Origin of the sequence: Sphingomonas sp. PP-CC-3A-396 (assembly GCF_004343105.1) — a bacterium.
In the GTDB taxonomy this organism is placed as follows: Bacteria; Pseudomonadota; Alphaproteobacteria; order Sphingomonadales; family Sphingomonadaceae; genus Sphingomonas.
On the sequence record NZ_SLYF01000001.1, the window covers coordinates 94,084 to 111,161 of the forward strand.

14 protein-coding genes are annotated in these 17,078 nt (G+C 64.8%); 11 read left to right on the top strand and 3 right to left on the bottom strand.

Annotated elements, in window-relative coordinates; genetic code table 11:
• The first annotated feature begins 33 nt into the window (after positions 1-33).
• Genes cpaB through C8J40_RS00495 form a run of 7 tightly spaced genes read left to right on the top strand, consistent with a single transcriptional unit; the run spans position 34 to position 7,106 of the window.
• The gene (cpaB, locus tag C8J40_RS00465) at positions 34-1,074 is read left to right on the top strand and encodes a Flp pilus assembly protein CpaB (RefSeq protein WP_132895341.1); all 1,041 of its coding nucleotides are present in this window, start codon (positions 34-36) and stop codon (positions 1,072-1,074) included.
• 1 nt (position 1,075) lies between these two features.
• Positions 1,076-2,641, top strand: coding sequence for a type II and III secretion system protein family protein (locus tag C8J40_RS00470; protein ID WP_132735687.1), 1,566 nt, complete (start codon positions 1,076-1,078; stop codon positions 2,639-2,641).
• Between the two features lie 48 nt (positions 2,642-2,689).
• Positions 2,690-3,319 (top strand): CpaD family pilus assembly protein, encoded by a 630-nt coding sequence (locus tag C8J40_RS00475; protein WP_132895342.1) that lies wholly within the window; start codon positions 2,690-2,692, stop codon positions 3,317-3,319.
• A complete protein-coding gene (locus tag C8J40_RS00480) occupies positions 3,319-4,602 on the top strand; it encodes a pilus assembly protein CpaE (protein WP_132895343.1) in 1,284 nt (427 codons plus the stop codon). Before C8J40_RS00475 ends, C8J40_RS00480 begins: the two co-directional genes overlap by 1 nt.
• 49 nt (positions 4,603-4,651) lie before the next feature.
• The gene (locus C8J40_RS00485) at positions 4,652-5,623 is read left to right on the top strand and encodes a type II secretion system F family protein (protein WP_132895344.1); all 972 of its coding nucleotides are present in this window, start codon (positions 4,652-4,654) and stop codon (positions 5,621-5,623) included.
• Positions 5,624-5,633: 10 nt separating this feature from the next.
• The gene (locus tag C8J40_RS00490) at positions 5,634-6,626 is read left to right on the top strand and encodes a type II secretion system F family protein (RefSeq protein ID WP_132736827.1); all 993 of its coding nucleotides are present in this window, start codon (positions 5,634-5,636) and stop codon (positions 6,624-6,626) included.
• Between the two features lie 54 nt (positions 6,627-6,680).
• Positions 6,681-7,106: a hypothetical protein gene (locus C8J40_RS00495; protein ID WP_132895345.1), complete on the top strand. Its 426-nt coding sequence runs from the start codon at positions 6,681-6,683 to the stop codon at positions 7,104-7,106.
• Positions 7,107-7,357: 251 nt separating this feature from the next.
• On the opposite strand, the gene ppdK is transcribed toward C8J40_RS00495, so the two are convergent.
• The 3 genes from ppdK to C8J40_RS00510 all read right to left on the bottom strand — a co-directional run bounded on the left by ppdK (position 7,358) and on the right by C8J40_RS00510 (position 13,484).
• Positions 7,358-10,021: a pyruvate, phosphate dikinase gene (ppdK, locus tag C8J40_RS00500; RefSeq protein WP_132895346.1), complete on the bottom strand. Its 2,664-nt coding sequence runs from the start codon at positions 10,019-10,021 to the stop codon at positions 7,358-7,360.
• A 93-nt stretch (positions 10,022-10,114) separates the two neighbouring features.
• Entirely contained in the window at positions 10,115-12,523 is a 2,409-nt protein-coding gene (gene glyS, locus C8J40_RS00505; protein WP_132895347.1) for a glycine--tRNA ligase subunit beta, read from the bottom strand.
• Between the two features lie 121 nt (positions 12,524-12,644).
• The gene (locus C8J40_RS00510) at positions 12,645-13,484 is read right to left on the bottom strand and encodes a glycine--tRNA ligase subunit alpha (protein ID WP_132895809.1); all 840 of its coding nucleotides are present in this window, start codon (positions 13,482-13,484) and stop codon (positions 12,645-12,647) included.
• A gap of 189 nt (positions 13,485-13,673) precedes the next feature.
• Between C8J40_RS00510 and C8J40_RS00515 the strand changes: the two genes are divergently transcribed.
• The 4 genes from C8J40_RS00515 to C8J40_RS00530 all read left to right on the top strand — a co-directional run bounded on the left by C8J40_RS00515 (position 13,674) and on the right by C8J40_RS00530 (position 16,882).
• Entirely contained in the window at positions 13,674-14,540 is an 867-nt protein-coding gene (locus tag C8J40_RS00515; RefSeq protein ID WP_132895810.1) for a TraB/GumN family protein, read from the top strand.
• Between the two features lie 272 nt (positions 14,541-14,812).
• Complete coding sequence (locus C8J40_RS00520) at positions 14,813-15,511, top strand: 50S ribosomal protein L25/general stress protein Ctc (protein ID WP_132895348.1); 699 nt, start codon at positions 14,813-14,815, stop codon at positions 15,509-15,511.
• Between the two features lie 199 nt (positions 15,512-15,710).
• Positions 15,711-16,280 (top strand): aminoacyl-tRNA hydrolase, encoded by a 570-nt coding sequence (pth, locus tag C8J40_RS00525; RefSeq protein ID WP_060523895.1) that lies wholly within the window; start codon positions 15,711-15,713, stop codon positions 16,278-16,280.
• Positions 16,277-16,882: a TIGR02466 family protein gene (locus C8J40_RS00530; RefSeq protein WP_056047257.1), complete on the top strand. Its 606-nt coding sequence runs from the start codon at positions 16,277-16,279 to the stop codon at positions 16,880-16,882. Before pth ends, C8J40_RS00530 begins: the two co-directional genes overlap by 4 nt.
• Positions 16,883-17,078: the final 196 nt, after the last annotated feature.

Genomic DNA, 17,078 nt, shown 5'->3' on the forward strand with positions numbered 1-17,078 from the left:
AGAATTCCGGCGCCTGAAAGGCACGAACTAGTCATGGACAGTCGTAAAATCATATTGCTGGCTGGCGCGCTGATTGTCGCGGCCATCACAGCATTCTTTGCCAGAACGCTGATCGCCGGAAGCTCGGCGCCGCAAGCCGGGGCGGTCGCCATGACCGCCCCGGTGGTCGACGGCCCCGAGGTGCTCGTCGCGACCCGATCGCTGCCGGTCGGCACGATCCTCGACGCGACCGCGCTGAAATTCCAGCCCTGGCCGAAGGAGCTGGTCGACAACGCCTATTATCTCCGGGACAAGACCAATCTCCAGTCGTTGCAGGGCACGGTGGTGCGCAGCATCATCACCGCCGGGCAACCGGTGACGCAAGGGTCGCTGGTGAAGCCCGGTGATCGCGGTTTCCTGGCAGCCGCACTCGGACCTGGCATGCGCGCGGTCACCGTGCCCGTCTCGGCGCAGGCCGCGGTCGCAGGCTTCGTGTTTCCAGGCGATCGGATCGATCTGGTCCTGACGCAGACGGTCGCAGGCGGCGGCGAAGGCCAGCCGCTCAAGGTGTCCGAGACGATCATGCGCAACATCCGCGTGCTCGCGACCGACCAGCGCACCGACAATCTCGTCGGCGAAGACGGCAAGACGCAGGTCCGCACGTTTTCAAACGTGACGATCGAGGCGACGCCCAAGATGGCCGAGCAGGTGGCGGTGGCGCAGACGCTCGGCTCGCTCTCGCTGTCGCTCCGCTCGATCGCCGACAATTCGGCCGAACTCGAGGAGGCGATCGCCTCTGGGGCCGTGAAGGTGCCGCAGGGCAATGATCCGAAGGCCGAAAAGGCCATGATGGTACGGCTCGCGAGCCAGCCGTCGGCCGGCGCATCGAGCTATCAGACCGGTGCTGACGTTTCGCGCTACCAGCGCAGCACGGTGCCCGGCAAAGCAATCGAAGGCGGCGGTGCGCCGATGCAGGGCATGCCGATGGCGCAGTCCGGTGGTGGTGGCGGCGGTACACCGATCGTCCAGGGGCCGGTGGTCCGGATCGCACGCGGCAACGCAATGACCATCGTTCCGGTCGGGGGGAAGAACTGACATGCGTATCCGGATGACCCCGCTGGGCTGGCCGCTGGCCGTCGCCCTGGCTGCCGCGAGTGCCGCACCGTCGGCGCCCGCCCTCGCCCAGCGCCGCGGCGCGGCGATCGCCCCGGCCGGTTCGCCGGTCGTCCAGGTCAACACCGGTCGCGGCCGGCTGGTGACGCTCGCCCGGCCGATGACCGACCTGTTCGTCGCCGACGACTCGATCGCCGATGTCCAGGTCCGCTCGCCGACCCAATTGTATCTGTTCGGTAAGAAGACCGGCGAGACGACGATCTCGGCCACCACCAAGGGCGGCGCGGTCGTCTATGCGGCAACGGTTCGGGTCGGCAACAACCTCGATTCGGTCCAGCAGATGCTCGGGCTGGCGATGCCCGAGGCGCAGGTCGTCGCGACGCCGATGAACGGCCTGATCCTGCTGACCGGCACCGTCCTCGCCCCCGAGGATGCCGCCGAAGCCGAACGCCTGGTGCAGGCGTTCGTGGGTGATACAACCAAAGTCCTCTCGCGGCTGAAGACCGCGACGCCGTTACAGGTTAACCTTCAGGTGCGCGTCGCCGAAGTCAGCCGCAGCTTCGTCAAGAACATCGGCGTCAACCTGTTGACGCAGGACCGCAGCGGATCGGGAATCCTGTTCGGCAGCACGTCGGGGACGCCCGGCACGATCACCTATGATCCCACGACCGGTTTAAAGACATCGACCTATACCAAGGGTGCACAGCGCACGACGCTCGGTATCGCCGGCAAGCTGTTGGGGATGGATTTCCTGACCGCGATCGATCTCGGTGAAGCCACCGGGCAGGTGACGACGCTGGCCAATCCCAATCTCACCGCACTGTCGGGCGAGACCGGGACTTTCCTTGCTGGCGGCGAAGTCCCGATCCCGCTGGCGCAGGCGCTGGGCACGGTCTCGGTCGAGTATAAGCAATATGGCATCAGCCTGGCGTATACGCCGACGGTGCTGTCGGACGGACGGATCTCGCTCCGTGTTCGTCCGGAAGTCTCGCAGCTCGATTATTCGAACGCGGTGACGCTTAGCGGCACGCGCGTACCAGGCCTGACGACCAGGCGCACAGAGACGACCGTCGAGCTCGGCTCGGGTCAAAGCATGATGATCAGCGGCCTGTTGTCGAACAGCCACAACAACTCGTACGACAAGACCCCGGGACTCTCGAACCTGCCGATTATCGGCGCATTGTTCCGCTCGAACGCGTTCCAGCGCAACGAGACCGAACTGGTCATCGTCATCACGCCTTACCTGGTGAAACCGGTCAACAATGCCAGCGACATCGCGCTGCCGACCGACGGCGCGCGCGCACCGACCGATCTCGACCGGGTATTGCTCGGGACGCTCAGTGCGAGCGGCGGCGGCAAACGCCCCGTTCCGACGGTTGCCCCTGCCTCCTATGCGCAACCCTCGGTCGGCGCAGCGGCGGTGGTGCGTCCGACACCGCTCGGCGGCGATGTGCGACGCCCCGAAGACGACGTCGTGCCACCAACCACGCGCAACACCGGCGGCAAAGCCAAGAACGGCAGCGTGCCGGCGCCCGGCTTCTCGAACTGAGATGACGAACCCGAGCCGACCACGCGCCTCCCGCACCAAGGATTTCCGATGATCAACAAATCGATCCTAGCGTTCCTGATCCCCCCGCTGCTGCTCGGCGGCTGCATGGGAACGGAGAATCGCGGCCTCGAATCGGTTCATCAACCCGTCGTCAGTCGATCGGACTATGCGCTCGATCTAGGCGTGGCCGGTGGCGCGCTGGGCCGTGGGGAGCAGCAACGGCTGGCCAGTTGGCTAGACGCGATGCGGCTTAGCTATGGCGACCGGGTCGCGATCGACGATCCGGCGGCGGAGGGGTATGCGGCGCGTACCGATGTCGCTGCCGTGGTTGCCCGATATGGCCTGTTGCTCGGTGCCGATGCGCCGGTAACGCCCGCACCGGTAGCGCCCGGGACGATCCGAATCGTCGTCAGCCGGATGCATGCAGATGTACCGCGCTGCCCCGACTGGTCGCGCGATTCGACCAACGACTTCACCTCCAACACGTCGTCCAATTATGGCTGCGCGATCAACCGCAACCTTGCGGCGATGGTCGCCAACCCGGCGGATCTGGTCCGTGGCGCGCCCGGCAACGAGACGACGGATACGGCGGTGTCGTACAAGGCGATCGACACCTATCGCAAAAAGGCGCCGACCGGGGCCGGCGGCCTTGCCGCGTCCAGCACGGGAGGGAAGTGATGAACGCACCCTGGAAGCCGGGCGGCATCGCGCATCGCGAACCGTTTACCGCCTATGTCTGCGACGAGATCACCGCCGAGGCCCTGCGGCCGATCGCGAGCGAACTCGGCTGGGCGGTCGAGAAGATCCACAAGGGCGGCCTGCGCAACGCGATCCAGTCGCTGTCGGTGTCCGCATCGCCGCAGATCCTGTTCGTCGATCTCGCCGAATCGGGCGACCCGCTGAACGATATCAATGCGCTGGCCGAAGTCTGCGAGCCCGGTACGGTGGTGATCGCCGCCGGGCAGGTCAATGACGTCCGCCTCTACCGCGACCTGGTGTCGAGCGGGATCCAGGACTATCTCCTGAAGCCGCTGCACGCCGATATGCTGCGCGAGGCCTTCGGTCATGCGCAGACGCTGCTGAATACGCCAAAGCATGTCGAGATCTCGACCGATCGACCGCATTGCTCGGTCGCGGTGATCGGCACGCGTGGCGGCGTCGGCGCCTCGACGGTCGCGACGTCGCTTGCCTGGTTGCTCGCGGACAAGGAAAAGCGCGCAACCGCGTTGCTCGATCTCGACGTACATTTCGGCACGGGTGCACTCAGCCTCGACCTCGAACCGGGCCGCGGCCTGACCGACGCGATCGACAATCCGAGCCGGATCGACGGGCTGTTCATCGAACGCGCGATGGTCAAGGCGTCGGAGAAACTGTCGGTGCTGTCCGCCGAAGCGCCGATCAATGCGCCGCTCGTCACCGATGGATCGGCGTTCTACCAGTTGCAGGAAGAAATGCGCGCGGCGTTCGAATGCACCGTCGTCGACCTGCCGCGGGGAATGCTGATCCAGCATCCGCAACTCGTCAGCGATGTTCAGCTCGGCGTGATCGTCACCGAACTGACGCTTGCATCCGCCCGCGACACGATCCGCATCCTGTCGTGGATGAAGACGAACGCGCCGCAGACGCAGTTGTTCGTGCTTGCGAACCGGATGCATGCCGGCGGCCAGCTCGAGATCAGTCGCAAGGATTTCGAGGGCTCGATCGAACGCAAGATCGATTATGTCGTGCCCTTCGACCAGAAGCTCGCGGCGCAGGCGGCCAAGCTCGGCAAGCCGTTCGCCGAGGTCGGGAAGGCGTCCAAGACGATCGCACCGATCATGGCACTCGTGACCGCGATCGCCTCCGCCGTCCCGGACAGTGCAGCCGATGGCGCCAAGCCAAAGGGCAAATCGCTGATCGGCAAGTTTGGCGACCTGAAGGGATTGATCCCGAAGCGCACGGTCAAGGCGAAAACCAAATGAGCCGCAGCCGGATCTTCCGGACCGCGACGAGCGGAAGGCGATAGCTGCGATGGAGATGATGCCGTTCCTGTTGGTCATCCTCGGCGCAGCGATCGTGCTCGGGATGATCGCGTTCGCGTTTGCGGGACCGTCCGCCGGCCGCGCGCAGTCGCGCCGGATCGCCTCGCTGCGCGAACGTCACGGCGACGCGCTGGTAGTTGCCGAAGCGCAGCTGCGACGTATCTCGATGAACCGCGATACCAAGATGGATCTCGCCTTCGGGCGCATCCTCCCCAATCCGGTCCAGCTCGCCAAGCGCCTCGCGATGACCGGCAAGACCTGGACGGTCGGCCAATATGGCATGGCGACCGCGGGGATACTGGTGGTCGTCGCGGCGCTGATGCTGCTCAAAGGGCTGCCGATCCTGCTCGCTTTGCTGTTCGGTGTGTTCGTCGGCGTCGGCCTGCCGCATTTCATCGTCGGCAAGACGATCCAGCGGAGGATCGGCAAGTTCACCGCGAAGTTTCCCGATGCGATCGACCTGCTGGTCCGGGGCTTGCGCTCGGGCCTGCCGATCAGCGAGACGATCGGCGTCGTCGGGCATGAGGTCGAGGGCCCGGTCGGCGAGGAGTTCCGCGCGGTCAGCGACAAGATGAAGATCGGCCGGACGATGGATGCGGCGCTGCAGGAGACTGCAGACCGGCTCGGCACGCCCGAATTCCAGTTCTTTGTGATCACGATCGCGATTCAGCGCGAGACCGGCGGCAATCTGGCGGAGACGCTCGCCAACCTGTCGCACGTGCTGCGCATGCGCGGCCAGATGAAACTCAAGATCAAGGCGATGTCGTCGGAATCCAAGGCATCGGCGTATATCATCGGCGCGTTGCCGTTCATCGTCTTCGGGCTGATCTGGTTCATCAACGGGACCTACATGCAGAATTTCTTCATCGACGAGCGGCTGATGGCCATCGGCATGGGCGGCATGGTGTGGATGGCGATCGGCGCCTTCATCATGTCCAAGATGATCAGCTTCGAGATTTAGGGGCGCAATGATGGGCACGACGGCCGGACCAACCCTGCTCGGATTCGACGTATTATGGGTCGCGACGATCCTGTCGGGCGTTGCCGCGTTCGCGGTGATGGTCGCGATCTATGCCGCGACCACGGTCAGCGATCCGATGACCAAGCGCGTGAAGGCGCTCAACGATCGCCGCGAACAGTTGAAGGCAGGTATCACCGCCTCGACCAAGCGGCGCGCCAAGCTCGTCCAGCGCAACGACACCGCCGACAAGATGCGCGGCATGCTGTCGTCGATGAAGATGTTGCAGGACAGCCAGGTCAAGGCGGTCCAGCTCAAGCTGATGCAGGCCGGGATCCGGTCGAAGGAATGGGCCCCGGCGGTGATCTTCGGCCGGCTCGTGCTGCCGATCGTGCTGGGCAGCGCCATGTTGTACTGGGTGTACGGCACCGACGGCTTCGCGACCTGGTCGCCGCTGAAGAAATACGGCCTCGTCGCGCTGACCTTCATCCTGAGCTACAAGGCGCCGGATCTGTATCTCGACAACAAGATCAAGAAGCGCTCTGACGCGATCCGTAAGGGGCTTCCCGACGCGCTCGATCTGCTTGTGATCTGCGCGGAGGCCGGGTTGACCGTCGATGCCGCGTTCCACCGCGTCGCGCGAGAACTGGGGCGGGCCTATCCCGAGCTTGGCGAGGAGTTCACGCTGACTGCGATCGAGCTCGGATTCCTGACGGATCGACGGTCGGCGTTCGAGAATCTGGCACAGCGGGTGAAGCTGGATGCGGTGAAGGGCGTCGTCACGACGATGATCCAGACCGAGAAATACGGCACGCCGCTCGCGTCTGCACTGCGCGTGTTGTCGGGCGAATTCCGCAACGAGCGGATGATGCGGGCCGAGGAGAAGGCGGCACGGTTGCCGGCGATCATGACGATCCCGCTGATCCTGTTCATCCTTCCCGTGCTGTTCGTCGTCATCCTTGGGCCGGCGGCGTGTTCGATCTCCGATGCGCTGATCAAGACCTGAAGCAACCGCTGGCTCGGCGGATCGTTGGGCTCCCGTAACAGGAGGGTTTTTACGATGCCGTTGTTTTCCACACCTACGCAGTTCGCGGCGCTTGCGCTGGTTTTCGTCGCCGGCTGGCTGTTCGGACTGGCGAGCCATCCGGGGGGCAAGAAGTGGAAGGCGCGGTATCTGGCCGAGCGGGACGCGCATGCTGCGGTAAAGAAGGATGGGGATGTTCGGGCGACCGCGGCGGAGAAGCGGGCGGTCGAGGCTGAGCGGGAGAATGCTCGGTTGGTGAAGGACGTCGAGGCGGCGCGGGTTGCGGCTCCGGTTGTCGAACGGGCGCCAGTGGTCGGACGTGATGCGGTTGTCGGGCGTGATACGGTCGTCGATACGTCGCGGTCTGGGGCGCTGTCTTCGGCGCGGCCGGCTTATGCCCGGCCGGCGTATAACGCCGATGGGACCAAGCGTGGCTGGTTCGATTTCGATCAGCGTCGGTGAGGGTCGGGGGTAGGTTAGCCCCTGCCCCTTGTTCTCCCGCGAAGGCGGGAGCCCAGTCTGGGTCCCCGCCTTCGCGGGAAAACAATCTGAGGTTAGGGCACCCCCATTTCACCACCCCGGCGGAGGCCGGGGCCCAGTTGGGAATGCGGAGTAACTAGGAGTGGTCCTTCGTTACTCTGGACGTTCCAACTGGGCCCCGGCCTTCGCCGGGGTGGTGGCCTTCATCGGGGTGGTGCCACTTTGAATAAGCGTTACTTCTTCGACAGCGCCGCCTGTGCCGCTGCCAGGCGCGCGATTGGAACGCGGTAGGGGCTCGCCGAGACGTAATCGAGGCCGACCTTTTCGCAGAACGCGATGCTTGCGGGATCGCCGCCGTGTTCGCCGCAGATGCCAAGCTTGATGCCGGCGCGCGTCTTGCGACCACGTTCCGCTGCGATCTCGATCAGTTCACCGACGCCTTCGACGTCGATGCTGACGAACGGGTCCTTGGCGTAGATGCCCTGCTCGACATAGGCGCCGAGGAAGCGCGAGGCGTCGTCGCGGCTGACTCCCAAGGTGGTCTGCGTCAGGTCGTTGGTGCCGAACGAGAAGAACTCGCCGACTTCCGCGATCTCGCCGGCCCGCAGTGCTGCGCGCGGGAGTTCGATCATAGTGCCGACGAGATACTCGATCGTCCGGCCCTTCTCGGCGAACACGGCCTGGGCAGCCTTGTCGACGACGGCCTTCATCAGTTCCAGCTCGCGGCGGGTCGCGACGAGCGGGATCATGACTTCGGGGATCGGGGCCGCGCCGGACTTCTCCGCGACATCGACCGCCGCCTCGAAGATCGCACGTGCCTGCATCTCGTAGATTTCGGGATAGGTCACGCCGAGACGGCAGCCACGATGGCCGAGCATCGGGTTGAACTCGTGCAACTCGGCCGCGCGGCGCTTGAGGGTGTCGACATCGACGCCGGCCGCGGTCGCGACTTCGGCGAATTCGGATTCCTCGTGGGGGAGGAATTCGTGGAGCGGCGGGTCGAGCAGGCGGATCGTTACCGGGAGCCCCGCCATGACCTCGAGGATTTCCGTGAAGTCCTTGCGCTGTTCGGGGAGCAGCTTCTCCAAAGCGACGCGGCGGCCCTTCTCGTCCGAGGCCAGGATCATCTGGCGGACGTTGGTGATACGGCTGCTCTCGAAGAACATGTGCTCGGTGCGGCAGAGGCCGACACCCTCGGCGCCGAACTCGCGGGCGACGCGGCAATCTTCGGGGGTTTCGGCGTTGGCGCGGACCTTCAGGCGGCGGACCTCGTCGGCCCAGACCATCAGCGTGGCGAAATCACCCGACAGCTCGGGCTGCACGGTTGCGACCGCGCCGATCATCACTTCACCGGTGGTGCCGTCGATGGTGAGCAGGTCGCCCTCCTTCACCTCGCGGCCGCCGCAACGCATGATCTTCGCCTTGGCGTCGATGGAGAGCGTCCCGGCGCCCGAAACGCAGGGGCGTCCCATGCCGCGTGCCACGACCGCTGCGTGGCTCGTCATCCCGCCGCGTGCGGTGAGGATGCCCTTGGCCGCGTGCATGCCGTGGATGTCGTCGGGCGAGGTCTCGGTCCGGACGAGGATCACCGCGACGCCATCCGCCGCCTTCTTCTCGGCGGCATCGGCGTCGAACACGACCGCACCCGAAGCTGCACCCGGCGATGCGGGGAGGCCCTTGGTGAGCACATCGCGGTGCGCCTTGGGATCGAGCGTCGGGTGGAGCAGCTGGTCGAGCGCCATCGGCTCGATGCGCAGGATCGCTTCCTCGCAGGTGATGAGCCCCTCATTCGCCATGTCTACGGCGATCTTGAGTGCGGCCTTGGCGGTGCGCTTGCCGGCGCGTGTCTGGAGCATCCAGAGCTTGGTCTTCTCGACCGTGAACTCGATGTCCTGCATGTCGCGATAGTGGTTTTCGAGCGTGTCGAACACGTCGGCGAGCTGATGATAGACCTCGGGCATCGCCTCTTCCATCGACGAGGCCTTGGCGCCGGCGTCTTCGCGCGCGGTCTTGGTGAGGTATTGCGGCGTGCGGATGCCGGCGACGACGTCCTCGCCCTGCGCATTGATCAGGAATTCGCCGTAATAGGCGCGGTCGCCCTTCGACGGGTCGCGCGTGAACGCTACACCCGTTGCCGAGGTGTCGCCCATGTTGCCGAACACCATCGCCTGGATGTTGACCGCGGTGCCCCAGCCACCGGGGATGTCGTTGAGGCGGCGATAGACTTTCGCACGCTCGGACTGCCACGAGCCGAACACCGCGCCGACCGCGCCCCAGAGCTGGTCGTGGACGTCCTGCGGGAAGGGCTTGCCCCAGAGCTTCTCGACGAGGCCCTTATACTCGGCGACGAGCTTGCGCAGGTCGTCGGCCGAGAGTTCTGTATCGAGCGTGAAGCCCTGGTCTTCCTTGGCGATCTCCAGCGCTTCTTCGAACGCGCCGTGATCGAGTTCGAGGACGACGTCGGCGTACATCTGGATGAAGCGGCGATAGCTGTCCCAGGCGAACCGCGCGTCCTCGGACTTGGCGGCGAGGCCCTCGACCGTCTGGTCGTTGAGGCCGAGGTTGAGGACGGTGTCCATCATCCCCGGCATCGAGGCGCGGGCGCCGGAGCGGACCGAGACGAGCAATGGGTCAGCGGGATCGCCGAACTTTTTGCCCGTGACGCCCTCAATGTGCGCGAGGCCGGTGGCGACCTCGTCGCGCAGGCTTTGGGGGAACTTGCCGCCCTCGTCGTAATAGACCGCGCAGAAATCGGTAGAGATGGTGAAGCCCGGCGGGACCGGCAGGCCGATCGACGCCATCTCGGCGAGGTTCGCGCCCTTGCCGCCGAGCAGGTTCTTGTCGCCCTTGCCGCCATCCGAAACACCGCCGCCGAAGCGGTACACATATTGGGTCATCGCGGGTCCTCTAAGTGCTTGTTTTTATGGGTGGGGCAAAAGTGAAGTATAGGAAGTACAGACGCTGGGAGCCGTCTGCACTTCCGGTTTCAATCAGCCCTCGATCTTCGAAAAATCTGCGACATTGTGCACTGCGGCGCGGACTCGCTCAAGTAGCGCGAGACGAGCGGAGCGCTTGGCGGGATCGGAATCGTTGACGATAACGCTATCAAAGAACGCGTCGATCGGCGCGCGGAGGGAGGCGAGCGCAGCCATCGCGGCGGCGAAATCCTCGCGCTCGATCGCGGCGGTGGCGCGGGGTTCGGCGGAGTCGAGCGCGGTCATCAGCGAGGTCTCTGCCGGTTCGGGGGTGTAGGACAGCGTTTGTTGCGCGGGGGTCCCCTCTCCGTCCTTCATCCCAGCAGCCATATCCGTCAGATCAGCAGCCCCGTCCGTCACCCCAGCGGAAGCTGGGGTCTCCTGCGGCTCCTGTCCCTCGCTCCCCGCGGATACCCCAGCTTTCGCTGGGGTGACGGCTTTGGGGGCGGCCTCCTTCTTCAGGATATTGGCGGCGCGCTTGTAGCCGGCGAGCAGGTTCGCGCCGTCCTCGGTGGTCACGAACGCCTGGAGCGCGTGGACGCGCGCGAGCAGGCGGACGAGATCGTCCTCGCCCCCGAGCGCGAACACCGCGTCGATCAGGTCGTGCCGGACGCCGGCTTCGCGTTGCTGGACTTTGAGGCGGTCGGCGAAGAAGTCGAGAAGTTCGAAACCATGCCCTCGCAAAACCAGCTTTACTATTGCTTCCATTTCACCAGAATTCGAACGGGAAAAAGTGTCCTCGACGTGAGTTTCCCAAATACTAGGCTGCTGCCAGCTACCGGTGAATTGCTCTCGGCTCGCAATCAACATCGCCCGAACGAGTGGCAAGCGCAGATTATTATCGGCTATGATTCGAATGACGCCCAAAGCCGCCCGACGCAGAGCAAATGGGTCACGCGAACCCGACGGCCTTTCGTTAATTTCAAAGAACTTGAAAAGACTATCCAGCTTGTCCGCCAGGCTTACCGCGACCGTTACCGGGTCGGTGGGGACGTCATCGCCCTGCCCGACCGGCTTGTAGTGGTCGCGGATGGCAGTGGCGACTGCCGGATGCTCGCCCTGCGCGGCGGCGTAGTAGCCGCCCATCAGGCCTTGTAGCTCGGGGAACTCGCCGACCATGCCGGTGACGAGGTCTGCCTTGGCGAGGCGGGCTGCGCGCTCTGCGAGGGTAGCCAATTCCTCCCCTGCAAGGGGAGGGGGACCGTCAGCCATAGGCTGAGGGTGGAGGGGGTTCTCCGCGGACGCTGCGCTTCGTGGCGCGCCCCCTCCACCAGCTTCGCTGGTCCCCCTCCCCGTTCCGGGGAGGATTATACCCTCTTCTACCAGCCAGCGGGCGAGCTTCGCGACGCGGTCGACCTTGTCGGCTACGGTGCCGAGCTTTTCGTGGAAGACGATCTTCGACAGCTTCTCGGCCTGCTCTTCGAGCGGGACCTTGAGGTCGGTGTCGTAGAAGAACTTCGCGTCCGACAAGCGCGCGGCGAGGACCTTGCGGTTACCCTCGACGATCTTCGCGCCGCCGTCGTGCGCGGCGATGTTAGCGGTACAGACGAACGCGTTCGCCAATTTTCCGTCGGCGCTGCGGCAGACGAAATATTTCTGGTTCACGCGCGCGGTGAGCTGGATCACCTCGGGCGGGACGTCGAGAAACGCGGGGTCGAACTGGCCTAGCAGGGGAATCGGCCATTCCGTCAGGCCTGCATTCTCCGCGACGAGGCCCTCGTCCTCGATGAGTTCGAGACCGGCCTGCGCGGCGGCTTCGCGGGCGTGGTCGCGGATCAGCGTGGCACGTTCGTCGTGGTCGACGATGACGTGGCAGGCGCGCAGCTTCTCGACATAGTCGTGCGCGCCGCCGATCGTGATCTGGTACGGGTGGTGGAAGCGGTGGCCGAGCGTGGCGGCTCCGCTGGCGATGCCGGCGATCTCGAACGGCACGATCTCTTCGCCGAGCAGCGCGACGATGCCTTGCAGCGGGCGGACCCAGCGGAGCGATTCGGTGCTGGCGGAGGCGTCGCCCCAGCGCATCGACTTCGGCCACGGGAACGCGCGGACGATCGCGGGGATCGCGTCTGCGAGCACGGCTGCGGTGGCGCGGCCGGGCTTTTCGGTGACCGCGAAGAGCGTGCCGTTGCGGTCGACGAGTTGCTCACGGGTGAGGCCGGTTTTGCGGAGGAAGCCTTCGAGCGCCTGGGGTGGGGCGGAAGTCTTGGGGCCCTTGGTTTCCTCGGAGACGGCGGCGGTCTCGAGCGGCAGGTCGCGCGCAATCAGCGTCAGGCGGCGGGGGGTCGCGTAGGTGACGATGGCGCTGGTGGCGATGCCGGCCTTGGCGAGCTCGGCTGTGAACAGCTTCGACAAATCTTCGCGCGCACGCGCTTGCATCCGTGCCGGGATTTCTTCTGAGCGGAGTTCTAGGAGGAAATCAGTCACGCGGAACGCTCCATCTTCGCGCCATCGCGCCTTTGCGTGAACAAGATTTTCTCACGCGAAGGCGCAAAGGCGCGAAGAGATAAGAAGGATTGGTTGAGGCCTGCGGCGCTGCGGGGGCGCATCACGCCGCCCATCCGTGCTTGTCCATCCAGGCGGCGCAGGCGCCCTTCGCGAGGTCTCGGACGCGGCCCATATACGCTTGGCGTTCAGCTACGGAGATTACGCCGCGGGCTTGCAACAGGTTGAAGATGTGGCTGGCCTTGATCGCCTGCTCGTAGGCTGGGATCGGGAGTTTGGCTGACAGGCTGTTCTCGCATTCGGCGACGTGCTTGCGGAACTGGTCGAACAAGGAGTCCGTGTCGGCGATCTCGAAGTTCCACTTCGACATCTCCTGCTCGTTCTCCAGGAACACGTCGCCGTAGGTCACGCCGGCGTCGTTGAACGCGAGGTCGTAGACCGAGTCCTTGTCCTGGATGTACATCGCCAGGCGCTCGAGCCCGTAGGTGAGTTCGCCGGCGACGGGCTTCATGTCGAAGCCGCCCATCTGCTGGAAATAGGTGAACTGCGTCACCTCCATGCCGTCGCACCAGACCTCCCAGCCGAGACCCCAGGCGCCGAGCGTCGGGCTTTCCCAGTCGTCCTCGACGAAGCGGATGTCGTGGCGCAGCATGTCGATGCCGATCGCCGCGAGGCTGCCGAGGTAGAGTTCCTGGAGGTTGGCGGGACTCGGTTTCAGGATGACCTGATACTGGTAGTAATGCTGGAGCCGGTTGGGGTTTTCGCCGTAGCGGCCGTCGGTCGGGCGGCGGCAGGGCTGGACGAACGCGGCGTTCCACGGTTTCGGCCCGAGCGCGCGGAGCGTCGTGGCGGTGTGGAAGGTACCCGCGCCCATTTCCATGTCGTAGGGCTGCAGGATCAGGCATCCGTGTTCACTCCAGTAATCGTGGAGCGTGAGGATCATGCGCTGGAAGCTAAGAGGCTTTGTCACGGATTTGGTCACGCGCGGGCTTTGGCGGATGGGGGTGCGGGAGGCAAGTGGTGCGTTGCGGTCGGGCGTCCTACATGGGGGCGAACTCACGGTAAGGATGCCCTCCCCTTGAAGCTGTTTTCGAAGATCGCGTCGTTCCGATCCGCGCTGTCCGCCATCGCGATGGCGTTCGCCCTGCCCGCCTGTGCGCAGGTCGCGCCGAAGCCTGTTCAAGCCGCGAACGATGCCGATCCAGCGCTTTGGGTGGTGAAGGACAAGGACACGACGATCTATTTGTTCGGGACGATCCATGTGTTGAAGCCCGGCATGACGTGGTTCGACGAGGCGGTGAAGACCGCGTTCGATCGCTCGAACCAGGTGGTGCTGGAGCTGGTGATGCCCGATCCCGCGAAGATGCAGTCGCTGGTGATGGCCACCGGCGTGTCGAAGGACGGGCCGACGCTGACCGAGCAACTGCCCGCGGACAAGCGTGCGGCGTATGCGAAGGCGGTGACCGATCTCGGGCTGCCGGCGAATGCGTTCGATCGGTTCAAGCCGTGGCTGGCGGCGACCAACCTGTCGATCGCGCCGCTTTCGAAGCTCGGCTATGATTCGGCGAACGGGCCGGAGCAGGTGATTACGGCGGCGGCGAAGGCTGCGGGGAAGCCCGTGATCGGGCTGGAAACGGCGGAGCAGCAGCTCGGCTATTTCGGCGGGTTGTCGCAGACCGCGCAGTTGCAGTTTCTCGGGAGCACGATCGACGAGTTGCCGAAGCTGGAAAGCACGATGGCGACGATGGTCGACGAATGGGCGAAGGGGGATCCCGAGGCTTTGGCCAAAGAGATGAACGATAGTTTGAAGGATTCGCCGGAGGTGGCGAAGGTGTTGCTGGTGGATCGTAACGCGCGTTGGGCGGAGTGGGTGAAGACTCGGCTCGGGACGCCGGGGACTGTGTTCATCGCGGTTGGTGCGGGGCATCTGGCGGGCAAGGATAGCGTTCAGGCGCAATTGGCTAAGCTTGGCGTGAAGGCCGAGCGGGTGAAGTATTGACCACTACCGGTTTTAATCTGCCGGGTTAATCGCGACGCCCCGCCCAACCATTCCGTCACCCCAGCGAAAGCTGGGGTCTCGTGCGGCTGGAGCGCGCTTCGTTACGGGGATACCCCAGCTTTCGCTGGGGTGACGGCATTTGGCGGGGACGCACTCCCAAGGCGCAGAATTGCTTTTGCCCCCCACTTCCGCTATGCGCCCGCGCTTCCGGTCCATGGTCATCCCTGGAGGCGTGGGCGGGAAGGACAACAAACGAGTTTCGGAGAATACAGATGAGCGACCAGTTGACGCTCGCAGCCGAGACGCGTGACCGGGTTGGCAAGGGAGCCTCCCGGGCGCTGCGTCGTGATGGCCGCGTGCCTGCCGTGATCTACGGCCTGAACCAGGAACCAACCTCGGTTCACCTCGAGGAAAAGGCGCTGATGAAGGCGCTGATGACCGGCCACTTCATGAATTCCGTCGTGATGGTCAACGGCGTGCGCACGCTGCCGAAGGACGTCTCGTTCCACCCGGTTTCGGATCGTCCGATCCATGTCGATTTCCTGCGCATCGGCGAGCATTCGACCGTCACTGTCGCGGTGCCGATCGCGTTCACCGACGAGGACGACGCACCGGGCATCAAGAAGGGCAAGGGCGTCCTCAACATCACGCGTCACGAGATCGAGCTGGTCGTCGACGCTTCGGACATCCCGAGCGAGATCACGATTTCGCTCGCCGGTCTGGAGATCGGTGATTCGATCCACATCAGCGACGTGAAGCTGCCCAAGGGCGCGACGCCCGCGATCGACGACCGCGACTTCGCAATCGCCACGATCGTGCCGCCGACCGTGCCGACCGTCGAGGACGAAGAGCTCGAGGCTGAAGTCGCCGAAGCTCAGGCTGCCGAGGCTGCTGCCGAGGAAGAGACCCCGGTCGAGCCTAACGACGACGATAGCGACGACGACAAGATCACGCCGCAGAAGAAGGACTAACCTCCTTCGTCTTCGGATGATCTGGCGGGCGGGAAAGCTAGGGCTTTCCCGCCCGTTTCGTTTTATGGGGCTGCCCCTTACTGTTCCCTCGCGAACGCGGGGGTCCAGGATCAAGCAGCGCCGCCGCCCGTTACCCTGGGCTCCTGCGTTCGCAGGAGAACACGGTTACGTGGCCGACGCGTCTTTTGGAGAATCACACGTGCAGATCTGGGCGGGACTCGGCAATCCGGGGGCGCAATATGCGATGCACCGGCACAATGTCGGGTTCATGGTCGCCGACGCGATCGCCGAGGTGCATGGCTTCGGCGCGGTCAAGAAGCAGTTCCAGGGCTGGACGCAGGAGGGGCGGATTGGCTCCGAGCGAATCCTTCTGCTGAAGCCCGCGACCTTCATGAACGAGAGCGGTCGCGCGATCGGCGAGGCGCTGCGCTTCTACAAGCTCGGCGTCGAGGCGCTGACCGTGTTCCACGACGAACTCGACATCGCGCCGTTCCGCGTGAAGGTTAAGACCGGCGGCGGGACCGCGGGGCATAACGGGCTACGCTCGACGGACCAGCATCTGGGGCCGGAGTTTCGCCGCGTGCGGCTGGGGATCGGGCATCCGGGGCACAAGGATCGCGTGACCGGCTATGTGCTCGGGAATTATGCGAAGGCGGAGATCGAGCCGTTGAGCGACATGCTCGGCGCGGTCGCGGCGGAGGCCAAGTGGCTGGCGGAAGGCGACGACGTCCGCTTCATGAACGATGTCGCGTTGAGGATGCAGCCATGACTACCCGTTCCTTGTTTGCCACGCGGTTCTACGAGGCCGATCTCGGCGACGACGATCTGGTCGAGGAACTCGAGGATGCCGCGCTCGAACTGGCCAAGGCGGATCGCGCGGGCGTCGCGTGGTCGAAGGCGCATGGGTATCGCGGGTATACGTCGTATGCGTCGCTGAACGACCTGCCGCTGCGCGATCCGCGGTTCGGGGATCTGGTGCGGCTGCTGAACAAGCATGTCGCGCAGTTCGCGAAGGATTGCGCGTTCGATCTCGGCGGGCGGAAGTTGAAGCTCGACAGTCTTTGGGTGAACGTCCTGAAGCCGGGTGGCGCGCATTCTGGGCATATCCATCCGCATAGCGTCGTTTCCGGGACGATGTACGTGGCGATTCCCGAGGGGGCTGGGGCGTTGAAGCTGGAGGATCCGCGGTTGCCGATGATGATGGCGGCGCCGACGCGGCTGGAGGATGCGGCGGAGGATTTGCGGACGTTTGTTTATGCGGAGCCCAAGCCGGGGAGCGTTTTTCTGTGGGAGAGCTGGTTGCGGCATGAGGTCGTGCCGAATGCTGCCAAGGGTGAGCGGATCAGTATCAGTTTTAATTATCGGTGGTGAGGTAAAGCGCAGTCCGGCGCGGTGATGGCCGCCACCCCGGCGAAGGCCGGGGCCCAGTTGGGCAACATTGCTAACGAAGGACTGCCCTTCATGACACTGGCCTTCCCACCTGGGCCCCGGCCTTCGCCGGGGTGGTGGTTTTTGTGGAAGCGTCCGGCACCATATTCCCCCCTCCCCTTCAGGGGAGGGTTGGGGT